This window comes from Lysobacter sp. HDW10 (assembly GCF_011300685.1).
GTDB lineage: Bacteria > Pseudomonadota > Gammaproteobacteria > Xanthomonadales > Xanthomonadaceae > Solilutibacter.
The window spans coordinates 1,222,288-1,240,598 of sequence record NZ_CP049864.1; the positions used below are offsets into that span (position 1 = coordinate 1,222,288).

The following is an 18,311-nucleotide window of genomic DNA, read 5'->3' on the forward strand; positions in this document are numbered from 1 at the left end:
GCCTGATTCTAGCCTGCGAATATTGCCCTGCATCAAGCAGACCGCCACCATGGCCGTTCCGGCGGGGAGGCCGGGAGGGACAAAATGCAGCTAAGAACATGGGCGCGCGTCGTCTGTTGCTTGTGCGCCTTGGCGTACGCGTCGTTGTTGTGTGCGCAAGCTGCGCCCTGGATCCCAAGCTTTCGCCTCATGGGCGCGCAACAGGGCCTGAGCAATAGCGCGGTCGACGCCCTTGTGCGCGACCAGCAAGGCGTGGTTTGGATGGCAACCGAGGATGGCCTGATTCAACACGCAGGCCGGGGCTTCAAGACGTTTCGACACGCCGACACCGCGTGGTTGCCCGGCAATTCAATTCAAGCGTTGCATGTGGATGCGAACAATCGCCTGTGGATCTCGGTGATGGGCCATGGGGTTGTTCGATTGGACGCGGATCGTATCCACGCGCAGCATTTCGATACGCACGTGCATTCCAAGTTGGTGGATGTCTGGGCCATACAAGACGACGGCGACGATGTCTGGTTCGGGACGGCGAATGACGGCTTGCTGCGAATGAATTTACGCACGCGTCGAATTCAGACGTACTTGAACGCGACGTCAGATAGCCCGGCCGGGCGAGAAAAAATTGTCGCATTGCTGCGTCGCGCGCCTGGCGACATTTGGGTGGCGACGGCCGCAGGTCTTTTCCGCTGGCGGCAGGGTCAAATGTCGATCATCGACTTACCGATAGGCCAAGCCGATGACGTGGTGTATAGCTTGGCGCAAGACGCGCATCAGGTATGGATCGGTACCGCATCGGGCGTGTTCTCACTATCGAACGACAATCGCGTTGCTGTGCCTACTTGGTCCGCCGCGTTTGCACGGCCTAATGCTGCGATCAAAATCGAATCAGCAGGTTCGGGCCAACTTTGGATCGCAACGCAGCGTGGACTGAAGCGTATCGAGCACAACCAGTCGCGCGAGGTGCGCATGGAAGGGGCCATGCACGGAAAGCCGGTGCGCGCTTTGTATCGGCAAGCCGACGGTGCCCTGTGGGCGACGGCACCCGGGATTGGGCTCGCGTACCTGCGGCCGAACTGGAAAGACGTCACGCAGTTGCGTGCATTGCCCGCCAAAGGGGATGGCTTGGCATCGGTCGAATATCGCGCGATCGCGGAGGCGCGCGATCAAGGTTGGTGGTTGGCCGGTCTCGACGGCGTGCTCGAACAGGTCAGTGCGGAAGGGCAGGTACTCACGCGCGTATCAGGCATTGCAAAAGCGGTGCGACCCAAAGCCGTGCTCGCGAGTGATCAGGGGGTCGTCTGGTTAGCAGGTCGCGATGAATTGCTTCGCATCCAGGACGGACGGGTGCGCGCAGTATTTGATGCAAACGCCAGGTTTGATGCCCTGCCAGATGCCTCGCTGGGTGAGTTGCGTGATGCGGGTCTGGGGCGGTTTTGGCTGTCCTTTCCCGGATGGGGCGTGCAACTACGAGATGCGCAGGGTCGGGTCTTAAGAACGGTGCAGAACGCCCCGGATGCACCCATTGGCCTGCAATCGATCGACGCACTGCCAGGCGGCGATGTATTTGCGGTTGTCGAGGGTCGTTTGCATCACTTGACGCAAGCAAGCGACGCGTTTGTGCCGCTGCTGACGACTTCAGTGCAGGATCTGGATGCCGTCGCCATTGCATCGCCAACGCAGATCTGGGCACACGCGCCGAGTGGCTTGTATGAATTCGAAAGGCGTCATGGCATCTGGTCCTTAAAGCGAACACTTCCCGCGGAAACGAAATGGCGTGACCTCGAAGCCAAAGGATTCCGAGTGGGGTCCGACGGCCACGTGTGGCTTGCGACGACACGCGGCTTGTTTGTGTTTGGCGAGAACGGCACACGGGTGTTTGACGTATCCAACGGCTTGTCCAACCAACAATTGCTTGCCGGCAGTTTGGCGGTATCGACGTCGTCGAACGTGGCCGCCGCTGCTGCAGAGAATGGCGTGGTCATGCAATTTCTGTCGTCTGCCCAAGGCGTCGATGCCGAGTGGCCGCGTCTAGCGCCTGCGCAGATTTTTGCGCGAGCGAATGGCCGCTGGCGCGCGCTTAACACGGACGGCGCGCGCTTTATCGCGCCGGCAGATAGCGCAGAGATTCGCATACAGATGCACGCCATTGCGTATGACGATCCTGACGCTGTGCATTACAAAATGCGTGTCCAAGGCCTTGATCGCGATTGGATTGACTTGGGCGGCACGTACGAGCGCATCCTTTCAGGTCTCGGACCCGGTCGCTATCGCATAAATCTGCGTGCCGTAGACGGTCGTGGTCGCGCGACCGACATTCAAACGATTCAGTTCGAACTCAAACCGCACTGGTGGCAAACGTCATGGTTCAAACTGTGTATGTGCCTCTTGCTTTTGTGTCTTACGGCAGGCGCTATTTGGGCGGTGGTGAAGCGCGCCCATCGACGTCGAGAGCTCAAGCTTGCGCGCGAACATGCGCAGCAACATGCAGCGGCCTCTTCAGCCAAGTCGACATTCCTCGCGACCTTTGGACACGAGATTCGAACGCCGATGACAGGTGTCATGGGGATGGCAGAACTGCTCGCCACGACCGCGCTCTCGCAACAACAAATGCAGCGTGTGAACAGCATCCGCAAATCGAGTGAGCATTTGCTGCGTATCGTTGACGATGCTTTGGACTTGGCGCGCATCGAAGCTGGGAAGTTGGACTTCGTTGCCAAGCCGTTCGAGGTGCGTGCTTTGCTTGAGGAGATCGCTGAGTGGGCGACACCCCTGTCACTGCGTAAAGGTGTGCAGTTTGTTTTCAGCTGCGACGAAACCGGTGTCGAATGTGTCTCGGGTGATGTCGTACGCATTCGCCAAGTCTTGATGAACTTAGTGGGTAATGCACTGAAGTTCACCGCGCAAGGCACGGTGACACTTTCGCACCGCGCGATAGAGCGCGATTTGCATTTGTTTTGCGTTGACGACACGGGGCCGGGCATGCGACCTGAGCAATGTCAGCGTGTGTTTGAACGCTTTGAGCAAGCCGACGGCGCATTGACCGCACATCGACATGGCGGCAGTGGATTGGGGCTCGCGATTTCGGCAGAACTGGTGAAAGGCATGGGCGGACGTCTATCGGTCGAAAGCGTGCCCGGTGTTGGCAGTCGCTTCAGCGTTGAGCTTCCATTGCCGCAAACGGACAGACCGATGCCGGTGCCAACTGTCGTAACGCATCGGCGAACGCCACACACGTTCGATGTGCTGTTGGTTGAAGACGATGACGCGGTTGCTGACGTCCTTTCCGCCTTGATCATGCAAGCAGGTCATCGCGTCACGCACGTATTGAACGGGCTGCACGCGTTGGTTCACCTCTCTGGCGGGCATTTTGACGTCGCTGTGCTTGATCTGGACCTGCCGGCCATCAACGGTTTCGACTTGGCGCGCCAAATGCGCAACAGTGGATTCACGGGTGCGATGCTCGCCGTGAGTGCACATGCAAATGCGAATGCTGAATCAGACGCGCGGCAAGCCGGTTTCAGCCGCTTCTTGCGCAAGCCCATCCGCGGCGTCGATTTATTAGACGCAATTGAAAGCGCGCTGCTGGATCTCACCGAGCAACGCGCTGCAATCGATTACGGCAAGGTCCGATTTGCGCCGTAGCGATGCACTTCGTCGACCAAGACCGCTACGTGATCCGGATTCATGTCAGGCGACATGCCATGGCCGAGATTGAACACGTGGCCTTCGCGCGAATTGCCGTTACCTGAGGCATAGCTGTCCATCGCGAGTTGGACTTCACGGCGAATCGCATCGGGTTCGCCGTAGAGCGTGGTTGGATCCAAGTTGCCTTGAAGTGCCACGGCGTTACGCGTACGCCAAGCAGCGTCTTCCAGCGTCACCGTCCAGTCGACACCCAAAGCATCTGCGCCGGTGCCCACCAAGTCAGCCAAATGTTGACCCGTGCCTTTGCCAAACAAAATCAGAGGCGTGCGATCCACGCCTTCACCGCGCGAAAGTTCCGCACCAATGCGTTGCAAATATTTCAGCGAGAACGTCCGGTACATGGCAGGCGACAGCACGCCGCCCCACGTATCGAACACCTGCAAAGCTTGCGCGCCCGCAGCCTTCTGCGCAGTCAAATAGGCAATCACCGCGTCGGTCGTGACATCCAACAAACGATGCAGCAGATCCGGCGCGTTCAGTGCCATGGCCTTGATCTTCGAGAAGTCCTTGCTGCCACCGCCTTCGATCATGTAGCACGCCAACGTCCACGGGCTGCCAGAGAATCCGATCAGTGGCACGCTGCCGTCGAGTTCGCGACGAATCAAACGAATCGCATCGGTGACATACGCCAAAGAGGTGCCCATGTCTGGCACGCGCAATGCGGCGACATCCGCTTCCGTGCGAACCGGTCGTTCAAACTTGGGGCCTTCGCCTTCAACGAAATGCAGTCCAAGTCCCATGGCATCCGGCACGGTCAGGATGTCCGAGAACAAGATGGCCGCATCCAATTCAAAACGACGCAACGGCTGCAGCGTGATTTCGCATGCAATCTCCGGATTCGTCGCCATCGCCAAAAAACTGCCAGCGGCTTTACGTGTGGCGCGATACTCCGGCAAATAGCGGCCGGCTTGGCGCATGATCCATACGGGCGTGGTGTCTACAGGCTCGCGACGCAAAGCGCGCAAGAAGCGATCGTTTTTCAAGGGTGCGTTCATAGGGTTCCTGCGCCTTAGCGCGGTGCGTCCACACCCTGCGCAAACATCAGCTGAAAGCCTTTACTCAGGTGTTGATCACGGGCTTTTTCGAGTGCTTCCAAAGCCGAGGCGTGGTTAATGAATTGTTCGCGACGCAAGGTGCTTCGCGCACCTTGTTGTCCGGTCTCGCGCACGAGCTCCCATTGCCCGAACAAGTCGGACTGCAACTGCAATTGCACGAAGCGGGGTGCTTCGTTTCCTTGCGGACGTTGTTGGAGGAGCAGGCGCATGCGGGCATTGTAAAGCCCGCGCAGCCTTTCGTCTCAGGGCGCCTGAAGTGCCGCCAAGACTTGGGCGTCTGTAATCCCCTGCGCGACGCGGGTTCGACCGATCCCTTCCCACACGATAAAACGCAGCCCGTTCAAATCTGCCTTCTTGTCCAAGCGCATCCGCGCGAGTAAATCTTCGGGCTTAAGCCCAGCCGGGACTTCCGTTGGCAAGCCGAAGCGCTTCAATAAATGGATGAGTCGTTCAGTATCTGCAGCGGGCGCGCCGGCACAGACTTCTGATAGTCGGGCTGCGCAGCACATACCGACGGCAACGGCCTCGCCGTGGTTCAAACCGTCAAAACCTTGCGCGCTTTCAATGGCGTGCCCAAAGGTGTGCCCGAAGTTCAGCAATGCGCGGTCGCCGCGCTCGAAGGGGTCGCGCTCAACGATGTCGGCTTTCATCTGGCAACACGCGGCAATGGCGCGTGCAATGGCATCCGGGTTCAATGCCTTAAGTGCATCGGCTTCCTTTTCCAACCAGTTGAAGAACGCAGCATTCCCCAACGCACCATATTTGATGACTTCTGCAAAGCCGGCCGCACATTCTCGTGCTGGCAAGGTTTGCAGCAACTCAGGGTCAATCAAGACGACACGTGGAAAATGGAACGCGCCGAGCAGGTTTTTCCCGGCGGGTGTGTCGATACCCGTTTTGCCACCGACTGAGGAATCGACCATCGCGAGCAAGCTGGTCGGGATTTGAACAAAGTCCATGCCGCGCATCCAGCATGCGGCCGCGAAGCCGGCCAGATCACCGACAACACCGCCCCCTAAGGCAACGATGCAAGCATCACGTCGCGCGCCCATCTTGGCGAGCGAAGCGGTGATCTGTTCAAACGTCGCCAAGTTTTTGTTCGACTCACCTGCCCGAAAAACATGGACATCGACGTCCGCGACCGCGGCTTTGAGCTGTGCCTTGACGCGCTCCGCATAGTGCGGAGCGACTTGGTCATCGCTGACCAGCAGAAATTGACGCGAGCGCACAGGCCACACACTCGTGTCCAATCGCGACAGCAGTCCGGGCTCAATGAAAATGTCATAGGCATTGCGCCCACCGACTCGGATGCGATGTGTCGTTGTCATTGCAAGACCGCCAGTGCAGTGGCAATACGCACGGCGATGTCTTCAGCCGACCCTTCGCGGGTGTCCATGTGGAGTTGCGCAAGCGCTGAGTAGAGCGGCCTTCTTTCCGCATCGAGCGCGCTCAGCTTGGTCTCGATATCGACACCGTTGAGCAAGGGGCGGTGCGCGCGTTCCGAATGTAGGCGATTCGCCAATACAGGCAGTGGCGCATCCAGCCAAACACAGGCTGCAGATTCGGAAATCAAGTCACGATTGCGCACATCGAGCACGATGCCACCCCCGGTCGCGATGACGCATGCGCGTCCCAATGCGCGCTTCAAAGCTGCGTGCTCACGCGCACGAAATCCTGATTCACCTTCTGCCGCAAAAATCTGTGCAATGGTCATTCCGGCATCCGTTTCGATGTCTGCATCCAAATCGATCGCTTGCATGTTCATATGCGCGGCCAAGGCCTTGGCGACGGTGGACTTGCCACTCCCCATGGGGCCAATCAATACGATGTCGTCTGCGTGCGGCATCCGAGGATTCTAGCAACGCATACGCGCCGATCGGTTCAGATGCGGAATACACGTCAACAGTCCACAATACAGGGATGGATATCTTGTTGACTGAAGCACTGGAAACCTTCGACCGATTGTTTGCCGAAGCAACTGCGGCAGGCGAGCCGGATCCGACCGCGATGGTGGTCGCAACGACAGGCATCAATGGACACCCGTCCGCCCGAATGGTGTTGCTAAAAGCGCATGACGCGCGCGGCTTTGTGTTTTACACCCACATGGATGGGCGCAAAGGCAAAGAACTGCAAAGCAATCCGCATGCGTCATTGTTGTTCTTCTGGCCACGTGTGCGTAATGCCGTGCAAGTTCGCATTGAAGGTCAGGTTGAAATCGTCAGCGATGCCGAAGCGGATGCATATTTCGCCTCGCGTGCACGCGGTAGTCAATTGGGTGCTTGGGCATCGATGCAAAGCGAACGACTGCCTGACCGTGACGCATTTGATACGCGCTATGCCCAAGTTGAAAAAGAATTTGAGGGTCGGGAAGTCCCGCGTCCCGCGAGATGGACGGGCTTTCGTGTGCGTCCAATCCATTTTGAATTTTGGTATGGCGCGGAATTTCGTTTGCATGATCGCGTGGTGTACGACCTCAATCGATCAGGCGCCTGGGAAACGCATCGGCTTTATCCGTGATCGGTCCCGCAAGAATCGTTTGTCTCACCGAAGAGCCTACGGAAACGCTGTACGCCCTGGGTCAACAAGATCGCATTGTGGGCATCAGTGGCTTCACCGTACGACCGCCCCAAGCGCGTAAAGAGAAACCCAAGGTCAGCGCTTTCACCAGCGCCAAGATCGACGCCATTGTTGCTTTGCGTCCGGACATGGCAATCGGTTTTTCCGATATGCAGGCCGACATCGCAGCAGCGCTGACACGCCGCGGCGTTGAAGTCTGGATTGCGAACCATCGCAGTGTGTCTGGCATCCTCGATTACATCCGTCGCCTTGGTGCGTTAGTCGGGTGTGCGGATCGGGCAGAGGACTATGCGGCCAAGCTTGAATCGGGTTTGGCGGCAGTGGCTGAGCGCGCGCAGCGTCGAAACATTCAACCGCGCGTCTATATTGAAGAGTGGGACACGCCGCAAATCAGTGGCATTCAATGGGTATCCGAACTGGTCAGCTTGGCCGGCGGTATCGATGTGTTTCCCGAGTTGGCCACCGAGTCATTGGCGAAGCAACGCATTCTGGCCGATGGGGAAGAAGCCGCACGTCGTGCCCCCGATATCGTCATCGGTTCGTGGTGCGGCAAGAAATTTCAGCCCGATCACGTGGCTGCGCGTCCCGGCTGGTCGAATGTGCCGGCGGTATTGAACGGCGAACTGCACGAGATTAAATCGCCGCGCATCTTGCAGCCCGGCCCAGCCGCCTTAACCGACGGCGTGGCAGATATTGAACGCATTATTGCCGCATGGGCGGCCAAACGCTCAGCGCGGTAAGACGTCGCGCGTAAAGGATTGAGACGTCTGTGCAGCCCCATCTTGAACCATCATTTGGATGTTCAATTTCACGGGTGGTTTCGCGGTCACGATGCCAACGAGATTGGCAAAGCCCTCGACTTGTATAGGCTTCATGGCAATTTCAGTCGGCGTAGCGGGGACAATCCCCGCAGACACGGTCACCTGTGCAGTGCCTGGATCGATCGCGTTGCCCGAAGCGTCCGTCACACTGACTAAAACCATCGTCGTGTCATCCCGTTGTTCGATGCCGTATTGGCGCGCGATGCCCGGCTGAAGGGCGTGCGTCGGTGTGGCGGACAGGATGAATGTCTTGCCGTTCACATGTGATGTCAAGGTTTGCAGCGAGGCTTGCGCTGTTGTCGCCGGACGCACTTTTTGATCCGGTGCGCTGTTGCCCGAACAGGCCGTCATGACGCACAGACTGGCAAGCGCGATCCGCGTTTTGAGAGTTTTCATGAGGTCCTCAGTCATTGGCCGCAGAGAGCGCTGCACCTCGTAGACGCGCGGCGTGCACGGCACGCGCAACGATGTCTTCGAAATGCTCGGATTGGAAAGATTCAATGGCCGCCTGCGTTGTGCCATTGGGTGAAGTCACGCGTTGTCGCAGCACCTCGGCGGAGTCGCCGCTTTCGGTCAACATGCGCGCAGCGCCTAAGATGGTTTGATTCGCCAGCGCTTGTGCTTGTGCGGCATCCAAACCTTCACGAATGCCTGCCTCCAGCATCGCTTGCGCCAACAAGAACACGTAAGCCGGACCACTGCCGGACACCGCCGTGACGGCATCCATCAAGGATTCGTCATCGACCCACACCGTGGGGCCTGCTGCCTGCAGGAGTTGATCAGCGGTGGTGCGATCTGCGTCAGACGCATCCGCATTCGCAAATAGACCCGTAATGCCCGCGCCCAAGAGTGCAGGTGTATTCGGCATGGTTCGCACGATGGCGGTGCTCGAGCCGAGCCAAGCCGCAATTTGTGCGGTCGTGATGCCCGCTGCGATCGAAATGACCAGCGGACGTCGCGCTTTGGCTAGTTCCGATAAGGATGCACACACCGATTTCATCACTTGCGGTTTGACTGCCATCACCCACACCTGGCCCAGTGCCGCGGCCGACGTCGCTTCAGCATGTGTATTCACATGGAAGTCTTGGCTCAGTGCGGCACGAAGCGCTTCGACCGGTTCCGCGACATGAAGCTGCGCGGCCGACGTGCCACTGGTCAACAGACCGCCAATTAAGCTGCGCGCCATATTGCCGCCACCAATAAAGCTGACTGCTACGCGATTACCTTCAAGACCCATGGGGCTTTTGTCCTCAATTCAAACGACAGTTCGTTCGCCAAACAGTGCACGACCTACGCGCACCATCGTTGAGCCGTGCGCAATGGCGAGGGCCGCATCATCGCTCATGCCCATCGATAGGGTATCAATGTCGGCGAAATGCTTCTGTAAATCCAAGAACAAGCGATGCATGGCGTCAAACGCTTGCACACGCGTGTCCGGATCGGGCGCAGGAATCGCCATCAGTCCGCGCAATTTCAAATTAGGGTGGCGCGAAATCGCTTCGGCCAAGGCGAAGATGTCTTCGGGCTGACAGCCGTGCTTGCTGTCTTCATCGTCGATATTCACTTGGATCAAGAGATTGAGCGGCGGCTGATCTGCCGACCGATGTTTCATTAATGCATCTACCAGCTTCAATCGATCGACGGTCTGGACCCAAGCGAAATGCCGAGCCGCTTCGCGTGCCTTATTGGTTTGCAGGTGTCCGATGAGATGCCATTCCAATGGCAGGTGTGTCAGCTCGGCCAGCTTCGCAATGGCTTCTTGAACGTAGTTTTCGCCAAAGGCGAGCTGGCCGGCGGCAGCCAACTGGGCAACGTCGCTGGCGGGGCGCGTTTTACTCACGGCCAGCAGGCGCGGCAGCGGGCGTCCTGCCTGCTGCGATGCGGTACGCAGTTCATCCAAGACTTTACTCAGTGGGGCGGAAGGCATTTAATGAACCTCGGGGACATGGATTTGCATCCTTTTCGCGTTAGGATGCCCTAAACACGGTCGGCTATTGCGTCCGTCCGAATCAATACTCGGGGAGAGTACGACATGGATATCGCTGAACTCCTGGCCTTTTCGGTCAAGCACAAAGCGTCCGATTTGCATCTTTCGGCGGGCTTGCCACCGATGATCCGGGTGGACGGTGACGTTCGACGCATCAATATTGCGCCGCTCGAACACAAAGAAGTGCACGCGCTGATTTACGACATCATGTCGGACAAGCAACGCCGTGATTACGAAGAATTTCTCGAAACCGACTTTTCGTTTGAAATCCCCGGCTTGGCACGCTTCCGCGTCAATGCCTTTACACAGAACCGCGGCTCGGGTGCGGTGTTCCGTACGATTCCGTCCGTCGTTTTGAGTTTGGAAGAACTGGGCTGTCCGCCCGTGTTTCGTGAGCTCGTTCAACAGCCGCAAGGTTTGATTCTGGTGACCGGGCCCACCGGTTCGGGTAAGTCGACCACGTTGGCTGCCATGCTCGACTACATCAATCGCAACGAGTACGGCCACATTCTGTCGGTGGAAGATCCGATCGAATTCGTTCACCAATCGCAAAAATGCTTGGTCAATCAGCGCGAAGTGCACCGCGATACGCACGGCTTCAACGAAGCACTGCGTTCGGCCTTGCGTGAAGATCCTGACTACATTCTGGTCGGCGAATTGCGTGACCTTGAAACCATTCGCTTGGCATTGACCGCTGCAGAAACGGGGCACTTGGTGTTGGGCACCTTGCATACCTCAAGTGCCGCCAAAACCATCGACCGGATCATCGACGTGTTCCCCGCCGGCGAAAAGCCGATGGTGCGTTCAATGTTGTCCGAATCGCTCCGTGCCGTTATTTCACAAAGTCTGTTGAAAAAAGTGGGCGGCGGACGTATCGCGGCGCACGAAATCATGGTGGGCACGCCCGCCATTCGAAACCTCATTCGCGAAGACAAAGTCGCGCAGATGTACTCGTCGATCCAAACCGGTCAGCAGTACGGCATGCAAACGCTTGATCAGTGCTTACAAGATTTGGTGGCGCGTAATCTCGTCATCAAGCAGCAAGCGCGCGAATACGCAAAAGATAAGCGCCTGTTCGACTAAGTCGTTCTGGCGCACGGAGAAAGAGCATGACTACCCCCACCGATTTCACAGGCTTCCTCAAGATCATGGCGCAGCAACGCGCCTCCGACTTGTTTATCACCGCCGGTATGCCGCCTTCTTACAAGGTGCACGGCAAGATGACGCCAATCATTGAAACGCCGCTAACGCCCCAAGAGTCGCGAGACATCGTGCTCAGCATCATGTCGCCGGCACAGCGTGAAGAGTTCGAACGCACGAAGGAATGCAACTTCGCGATCGGTCTCGCCGGTACGGGCCGTTTTCGTGTGTCGGCGTTCTACCAGCGCAACCAAGTGGGCATGGTCTTACGTCGGATTGAAAGCAAGATTCCGACCATTGAAGAATTGAACTTGCCGCCGGTCATGCAAAGCTTGGCGATGACCAAGCGCGGCATCGTGATGTTCGTGGGTGCCACCGGTTCGGGTAAATCAACCTCCTTGGCATCCTTGGTGGGTTACCGCAATAAGAACTCAAGTGGCCACATCATCACGATTGAAGATCCGATTGAATTCGTGCATCGCCACGAAGGCTGCATGGTCACCCAGCGCGAAGTCGGCATCGATACCGATAGCTGGGAATCCGCGCTGAAGAACACGTTGCGCCAAGCGCCAGACGTGATTTTGGTCGGCGAAGTGCGTACGCGCGAAACCATGGATCACGCGATTGCATTCGCAGAAACGGGTCACTTGGTGCTGTGTACGCTGCACGCCAACAATGCGAACCAAGCCATGGATCGCATCATCAACTTCTTCCCTGAAGACCGCCGTCAACAATTGTTGATGGATCTCTCTTTGAACTTGAAGGGTGTGGTGGCGCAGCAGCTGGTGCCGACCATTGACGGTAAAGGCCGTCGCGTCGCGATCGAAGTGTTGTTGGGCACACCGTTGGTGCAGGACTACATCCGCGATGGCGAGATCCACAAGCTGAAGGAAGTGATGAAAGACTCCACGCAGCTCGGTATGCGGACGTTCGACCAAAGCCTGTTCGAGATGTACCAAGAAGGGCACATTTCTTACGACGACGCACTGCGTTTTGCCGACTCGACCAACGAAGTACGTCTGCGCATCAAGCTTGCCCAAGGCGGCGATCCGCATTCGTTGGCGCAAGGCATGGACGGGGTCGAGGTTTCCGAGAGCCGTTAACCTCGCACTGGGGTGGGGCACGCTAAAATGGCCCCATGTCGACCACCTCCTCCCTAGCGAATCAGCTCCTCGTCGCAGTCCCCAGCCTGGACGATCCAACGTTCTCCCAATCCGTCGCCTTGGTATGCCAGCACGATGCCAGCGGTGCCATGGCTTTGGTGGTGAATCGCCCGTCCGACATGTTGATGGGCGAGTTGCTGCAGCAGATCGAGGTCAGCACTGAAAATGAAACCCTGCGCATGCACCATGTGTTGCAGGGCGGTCCGGTGCATATTGAGCGCGGATTTGTGTTGCACGCCGGCGATGCGCAGTGGGAATCCAGCGTCGCGCTCGGCAATGGTCTCTCGCTTACGACCTCGCGAGACATTCTTGAATCCATTGCCAACGGCACCGGTCCCGAACATTCCCTGATTGCATTGGGTTACGCCAGCTGGGCGCCCGGTCAGTTGGAACAAGAACTGGTCGACAACAGTTGGATCGTGGTAGATGCAGACCAACAACTCCTGTTTGAAGTGCCGATTGAAGAGCGTTGGCGCACTGCCACTGGCCGCTTGGGTTTCGACCCGATGCAGATGGCGGGGTATAGCGGCCGCGCATGATGATTGAAGGCAGTGTGCTGGGGTTTGATGTCGGTCGGCGACGCATCGGCGTCGCGATCGGCAGTGCATTGGGCGGGGGCGCAAGACCTGTCGCCGTGATTGATGTGCACGACGACATCGCTGATGCACGTCAACTGCAAAAGGTGATGCGCGAGTGGCGGCCCGCGGGTTGCGTAGTGGGCGATCCGCAGACCTTATCGGGTGAAGACCAACCGATTCGCGTGTTTGCGCGCGCTTTCGCGCAGATGTTGAAGCGAGAGTTCAAGATTCCGGTTGTGATGATGGATGAGCGCAGTAGTTCCGTTGAGGCGGCGCAAGGCTTTGCACAACGCCGGGCCGAAGGACGTGCGAAGCGACGCGATGCACATGCATTGGACGCATTCGCCGCCGCGATTATTGTCGAGCGTTGGATCGCTTCGCCGGAAGATGCCATCGAAATTGAGTCATAGGGGAGCGCACATGGGGCAGGATGCAAATCTGATTCGAATCGACGGGCTGAGTGAGGCGACATTGCGCGCATTGATGACGCGCGCTGAGGCATTCATTAAAGGTGCGCCGGCGGCAAATATTCCTAAAGATGCATGCGTCTCCACGTTGTTCTTCGAGCCGTCGACGCGCACCAAGCTGAGCTTCCAGCGTGCCGCGCAGCGATTGGGCGTCGATATGTTGTCATTCGACGTCGCCAACTCATCGACTCGAAAGGGCGAGACCGCACTCGACACCTTTCGAAATATCGAAGCCATGGGTGTGGATGTCTTCGTCGTTCGCCACCATGAAGATGGCGCGGTGGACGCACTGGTCGCGCATGCGAATAAGGGCACGCGTTTTGTGAATGCCGGCGATGGCCGCAGCAACCATCCCACGCAGGCACTCCTCGACATGATGACCTTGCAGCAAAACAAGGGTCAGGACTTCACCCAATTGCGTGTGGCCATCGTCGGTGATGTCAAACACTCGCGTGTCGCACGTAGCGACTACCAAGCGCTCGCATTGTTGGGCGTGCAAGATATTCGCGTCTGCGGCCCGACACAGTTATTGCCCGCGGCGGACGATATGCCACGTGCACAGCTGATGGATCGATTGGACGATGCGCTTGACGGGGTCGACGTTGTGATGACCTTGCGCTTGCAACGTGAACGGATGGAAGAAGGGCTCGTCGATTCACTAGAGAACTATCACGCGAACTTTGGCATTTCCGAAGCGCGCTTGGCGCGTGCTGCGGCAGATGCCATTGTCATGCACCCCGGTCCGATGAATCGCGGCGTCGAGATTGAGGACGCGGTCGCAGACGGCCCACAATCGCGCATTCTTCAGCAGGTTCGAAATGGCGTGTACGCGCGCGCAGCTGTGCTCGAGCGTGCCCTGAGAGGTACGTGCGACTGAATCGCGCGCTTGGATTTTTAGAGACGTGGCAACAGAGGCAAACGGACAGAAGCGCGCAGACACGCCCCTGATGCAAGCAGGCGCGCAACTCGCGCTTGCGCGCACGCGTGACCGCGGAAAGCTGATCGCCTTGCTCGGGAAATGGCGAAAGACGCCCGATGACGCAAACGCAAAGAAAGCTTTCTTAGCGAAGCTGGATGAATCCATCCAATCGCGCAATGCACGCGCGGCACAATTGCCTTCCGCCAGCGTGCAAGCGGACTTACCCATTGCCGCGCACGCAGAGGACATCGTTCGTCTGATTCGCACGCATCAGGTCGTGGTGCTTGCCGGTGAGACGGGCTCGGGAAAAACAACGCAACTGCCCAAGCTGTGTCTGATGGCCGGTCGCGGTGCCGCGGGCATGATTGGCTGCACCCAACCACGACGGATTGCGGCGCGATCCGTCGCCAGACGCGTTGCTGAAGAGCTCGGCGTGCCAATGGGGGGTGCCGTTGGCTATCAAGTCCGATTCACCGAGAGCGTTGGCGACGCCACGGCCATCAAGTTCATGACCGATGGCATCTTGCTTGCGGAGATTCATGGCGATCGCTGGTTGTCGAAATACGACACGCTCATCATCGATGAAGCGCACGAACGCAGCCTCAATATTGATTTCTTGCTCGGCTACCTAAAACAACTCCTGCCAAAACGCCCAGATCTGAAAGTGATCGTCACTTCGGCAACGATTGATACCTCACGCTTTTCCGCACATTTCCAAGATGCGCCGGTGGTCGAGGTAGAAGGGCGCACCTTTCCGGTCGAAGTGCGTTATCGACCGATTGAAGGGGGGAGCGACAGTGATGGCGAGCGCACAGTCTTGGATGGCATCGTGGCGGCCTGTGATGAAATCACGCGTGAAGATCCGATGGGTGACACGCTGATCTTTTTGCCTGGTGAACGCGAGATTCGTGATGCCCACTTGGCACTTGAACGACGCAAATACCGCAGTACCGAAATCGTCCCTTTGTATGCGCGCTTGAGCGGGAAAGATCAGGATGCCGTCTTTCATCCGGGTCCTAAGCGCAGAATCGTGTTGGCCACGAACGTCGCAGAGACTTCTCTCACAGTGCCGCGGATTCGGTATGTCGTGGATCCCGGCTTTGCGCGTGTAAAACGCTACAGTCCGCGTTTGAAGCTGGACCGATTGCACATCGAGTCGATTTCGCAAGCCAGTGCCGAACAACGCAAAGGTCGATGTGGTCGTGTTGCGTCCGGCATCTGCATTCGACTCTATTCCGAAGCGGATTTTCAATCTCGAGACGCGTTCACCGATCCGGAAATTCGACGATCGGCGTTGGCCGGGATTATTCTTCGAATGCTCTCGATCGGGCTCGGCGAAATTGATGCCTTTCCGTTCCTAGAGCCGCCAGACCCGCGCGCCATTGCAGATGGCTGGCAGCAGTTGCTTGAGCTGGGTGCGGTGTCTAACGCGCGTACGCTCACGGCGATCGGCAAGCAGATGGCGAAACTGCCGGTCGATGTGAAGCTGTCGCGGATGCTCGTTGCGGCGCAAAAGCATGGGTGCTTGGCCGAAATGCTGACGATCACCAGCTTCATTGGGATTCAAGATCCGCGCGAACGACCTGCAGACCAACGGCAAGCCGCGGATACCGCGCATGCCCAATTCGCGGATCCAAAATCCGAGTTCGTCGGCATACTTAAATTGTGGGACGCGTTCCGCCAGGCGCACGAAGACCTCAGCCAATCGCAGTTGCGCAAGTGGGCTGAGCGAAACTTCCTCGGCTTCCTGCGACTCAGGGAGTGGCGCGAGTTGCATCGCCAGCTCAAGTTGATCTGTGAAGAGATGAACTGGTCGTCAAACAGTGCAGCTGCGGAGTATGCGCCCCTGCATCGCGCACTCATTGCGGGCCTACCCACGCACATCGGACACTTGGGTGACCAAGGTTTATACGACGGTGTTCGTGGTCGGAAATTCCGCCTGTTTCCAGGCTCTGCCTTGGCGAAAAAGCCGCCCGCATGGGTACTAAGCGCTACCTTGCTTGATACCGAAAAGCTTTGGGCGATGACCAATGCCGCGATTGAACCGGATTGGGTCATCGCCGAACTGCCGCACTTGTTGCATCGTCGGCATCACGATCCGCGTTGGTCGCGCTCGCAAGGACGTGTCTTAGGGAGTGAACAAATCAGCTTGTTTGGTTTGGTGTTGGCACCAAAGAAGCCTGTCAACTACGGTGCGCTTTATCCCGACGAGTCACGTGGCATTTTTGTGCGTGATGGTTTGGTCACCGGTGAGATCAATTCGCGGAGTGCCTTTGTGGCGCGCAATCTTGCAGTGATTGAAGCGGCACGGGAAGAAGAGGCCAAGCAACGTCGCGTCGGCATCGTGGTGGACGAGGACTGGCAAGCCCGCTGGTATCTCGATCGTCTACCCGCCGATGTGCACGACACACAGGCATTGGATGCTTGGGTCAAGCGACTGGATGCGAAGGCAAAAGACAGTTTGCATTGGTCGCGTGACGACGTGCTCGTCGCAGATGAAACCGATGCGACTTTGTTTCCGCCGTACATGGCCCATCAAGACGTCCGTTTGGCTGTTCGGTATCGCTTTGATCCGGGTGCCGTAGATGACGGCATGACGCTTGTGGTGCCTTTGCATCTGCTCAATGCGTTGGATGCCGCTGCACTCAGTTGGATGGCCCCGGGTTTCGTTCAAGACAAAGCGTCCGCGCTCATCAAAGGATTGCCCAAAGCGCTGCGCCGAAATTTTGTGCCAGCGCCCGATTTTGCAAAGGCATTCAAAGAAGCCCATCCTGCCCCTGAAGCAGACGCGATCACCGGCGCGTTGGCGCGCTTTTTAAAGAAACTCACCGGTGTTGAAGTTGCAGCCACCGACTTTGACGAAGCCGGTTTGGAGGCGCACCTCAAAATCAATCTGCAGTTGCAAGAGTCAGACGGCCAAACTGTTCTCGCGCAGTCGAGAGATCTTGATGCGCTGCGCTCGCAATTTGCACAGCGCGCGCACGATGCGTTTACGCAACGCGCAGCGCGCGATTGGATTGCGGATGATTTGCGCACCTTCCCATCGACACCGATGCCGCGTTTGGTCCGCGGCGACGGGGGCATCCCTGCCTTTCCTGCATTGGTGGATGCAGGCGACAGTGTCGCCTTGCGTGTCTTTCCAACGCAATCAGAAGCAGACGCCGCGCATTCCGAAGGCGTCAAACGTCTCATGGCATTTGCCTTGGAGGACAAAGCCAAACAAGCGCGCAAGCAATTGCCGATTCCGGCCAAAACAGGTTTGTTGTATGCGGCGATTGAGTCAACCGCGCCTCGCCGTAGTGGACTGAAAGACAGCGATCGCCTGCGCGAGGATCTAGTCGCGGGTGCGATTGCTGCGCTCATGCCAGAGGCCTTGTCCGACATCCGCGATCGCAAAGTCTTTGAGGCACAGTGCAGCGACATAGGCAAGGCACTGTTTGCAGAGTCGATGCGACGTTTGCAGCAGGCCGAAGCGATCTTGGATCAAGTGACCGAGATTCGCGGCAAGCTGGAAAGCCGTCTGATGGGCTGGGCCGCTGGCAATCTTGCCGATATGCAGGCGCATTTGGCCGCACTGGCATTCCCAGGCTTTCTGCGTGACATGGATACAGACGTCCTCGCCCAGTACCCGCGCTATTTGCGTGCCCTGAGTTTGCGCGCAGAACGCGCGCAACGTGACCCAAGCAAAGACCAATCGCGCATGCTCGAACTCAAGCCTTTTGTCGATGCACTCGACACGCTGAAGCCGGCGCAGCGGCTGACGCCGTCTTGGGTGGCTTTCCGTAAGGCATTGGAGGAGCTGCGCGTGGCCACTTTTGCGCAAGAACTCGGGTTTGAATCCGGTACATCGGTGAAGAAGCTGCACACAAGACTCGAACGTCTGCACATGACAAGATGAG

General features: G+C 57.8%; 16 protein-coding genes. 9 read left to right on the forward strand and 7 right to left on the reverse strand.

Features of this window, described 5'->3' with window-relative positions; translation table 11 throughout:
• The first annotated feature begins 84 nt into the window (after nt 1-84).
• Nucleotides 85-3,642 carry a hybrid sensor histidine kinase/response regulator gene (locus G7069_RS05780; RefSeq protein ID WP_166295217.1) on the forward strand — a complete coding sequence of 1,186 codons (3,558 nt, stop codon included), beginning with the start codon at nt 85-87 and terminating at the stop codon, nt 3,640-3,642.
• On the opposite strand, the gene hemE is transcribed toward G7069_RS05780, so the two are convergent.
• The 4 genes from hemE to G7069_RS05800 are packed head-to-tail and all read right to left on the reverse strand — an operon-like array spanning nt 3,615 to nt 6,606.
• Entirely contained in the window at nt 3,615-4,700 is a 1,086-nt protein-coding gene (hemE, locus tag G7069_RS05785) for a uroporphyrinogen decarboxylase (RefSeq protein WP_166295220.1), read from the reverse strand. The genes G7069_RS05780 and hemE overlap by 28 nt on opposite strands.
• A 14-nt stretch (nt 4,701-4,714) precedes the next feature.
• On the reverse strand, nt 4,715-4,969 hold the full coding sequence (locus tag G7069_RS05790) for a WGR domain-containing protein (RefSeq protein WP_166295222.1): 255 nt from the start codon (nt 4,967-4,969) through the stop codon (nt 4,715-4,717).
• Between the two features lie 33 nt (nt 4,970-5,002).
• Nucleotides 5,003-6,088, reverse strand: a complete 1,086-nt coding sequence (gene aroB, locus G7069_RS05795) for a 3-dehydroquinate synthase (RefSeq protein ID WP_166295224.1) — start codon at nt 6,086-6,088, stop codon at nt 5,003-5,005.
• Nucleotides 6,085-6,606 (reverse strand): shikimate kinase, encoded by a 522-nt coding sequence (locus G7069_RS05800; RefSeq protein ID WP_166295226.1) that lies wholly within the window; start codon nt 6,604-6,606, stop codon nt 6,085-6,087. Before G7069_RS05800 ends, aroB begins: the two co-directional genes overlap by 4 nt.
• Before the next feature lie 74 nt (nt 6,607-6,680).
• On the opposite strand from G7069_RS05800, the gene pdxH reads away from it, so the two are divergent.
• Together pdxH and G7069_RS05810 are read left to right on the forward strand one after the other, a co-directional pair.
• Nucleotides 6,681-7,277, forward strand: coding sequence for a pyridoxamine 5'-phosphate oxidase (gene pdxH, locus G7069_RS05805; protein ID WP_166295228.1), 597 nt, complete (start codon nt 6,681-6,683; stop codon nt 7,275-7,277).
• Nucleotides 7,277-8,077 (forward strand): ABC transporter substrate-binding protein, encoded by an 801-nt coding sequence (locus G7069_RS05810; RefSeq protein ID WP_166297590.1) that lies wholly within the window; start codon nt 7,277-7,279, stop codon nt 8,075-8,077. Before pdxH ends, G7069_RS05810 begins: the two co-directional genes overlap by 1 nt.
• Here G7069_RS05810 and G7069_RS05815 read toward each other — a convergent pair.
• Genes G7069_RS05815 through G7069_RS05825 form a run of 3 tightly spaced genes read right to left on the reverse strand, consistent with a single transcriptional unit; the run spans nt 8,066 to nt 10,085 of the window.
• On the reverse strand, nt 8,066-8,554 hold the full coding sequence (locus G7069_RS05815; protein WP_166295230.1) for a DUF4426 domain-containing protein: 489 nt from the start codon (nt 8,552-8,554) through the stop codon (nt 8,066-8,068). The two genes, G7069_RS05810 and G7069_RS05815, sit on opposite strands and share 12 nt — an antisense overlap.
• A gap of 7 nt (nt 8,555-8,561) precedes the next feature.
• The gene (gene proC / locus G7069_RS05820) at nt 8,562-9,395 is read right to left on the reverse strand and encodes a pyrroline-5-carboxylate reductase (protein ID WP_166295232.1); all 834 of its coding nucleotides are present in this window, start codon (nt 9,393-9,395) and stop codon (nt 8,562-8,564) included.
• A gap of 18 nt (nt 9,396-9,413) precedes the next feature.
• On the reverse strand, nt 9,414-10,085 hold the full coding sequence (locus tag G7069_RS05825; protein ID WP_166295234.1) for a YggS family pyridoxal phosphate-dependent enzyme: 672 nt from the start codon (nt 10,083-10,085) through the stop codon (nt 9,414-9,416).
• Nucleotides 10,086-10,190: 105 nt separating this feature from the next.
• Between G7069_RS05825 and G7069_RS05830 the strand changes: the two genes are divergently transcribed.
• From G7069_RS05830 to hrpA, 6 genes are all read left to right on the forward strand, one after another.
• On the forward strand, nt 10,191-11,228 hold the full coding sequence (locus tag G7069_RS05830) for a type IV pilus twitching motility protein PilT (RefSeq protein ID WP_166295236.1): 1,038 nt from the start codon (nt 10,191-10,193) through the stop codon (nt 11,226-11,228).
• Nucleotides 11,229-11,254: 26 nt separating this feature from the next.
• On the forward strand, nt 11,255-12,388 hold the full coding sequence (locus G7069_RS05835) for a PilT/PilU family type 4a pilus ATPase (protein WP_166295238.1): 1,134 nt from the start codon (nt 11,255-11,257) through the stop codon (nt 12,386-12,388).
• Between the two features lie 35 nt (nt 12,389-12,423).
• Nucleotides 12,424-12,987, forward strand: coding sequence for a YqgE/AlgH family protein (locus tag G7069_RS05840; RefSeq protein ID WP_166295240.1), 564 nt, complete (start codon nt 12,424-12,426; stop codon nt 12,985-12,987).
• Nucleotides 12,984-13,436 (forward strand): Holliday junction resolvase RuvX, encoded by a 453-nt coding sequence (ruvX, locus tag G7069_RS05845; RefSeq protein WP_166295242.1) that lies wholly within the window; start codon nt 12,984-12,986, stop codon nt 13,434-13,436. Before G7069_RS05840 ends, ruvX begins: the two co-directional genes overlap by 4 nt.
• A gap of 10 nt (nt 13,437-13,446) precedes the next feature.
• Nucleotides 13,447-14,370 carry an aspartate carbamoyltransferase catalytic subunit gene (locus G7069_RS05850; protein WP_166295244.1) on the forward strand — a complete coding sequence of 308 codons (924 nt, stop codon included), beginning with the start codon at nt 13,447-13,449 and terminating at the stop codon, nt 14,368-14,370.
• A gap of 70 nt (nt 14,371-14,440) precedes the next feature.
• On the forward strand, nt 14,441-18,310 hold the full coding sequence (gene hrpA, locus G7069_RS05855; protein ID WP_166297592.1) for an ATP-dependent RNA helicase HrpA: 3,870 nt from the start codon (nt 14,441-14,443) through the stop codon (nt 18,308-18,310).
• Nucleotide 18,311 lies beyond the last annotated feature (1 nt).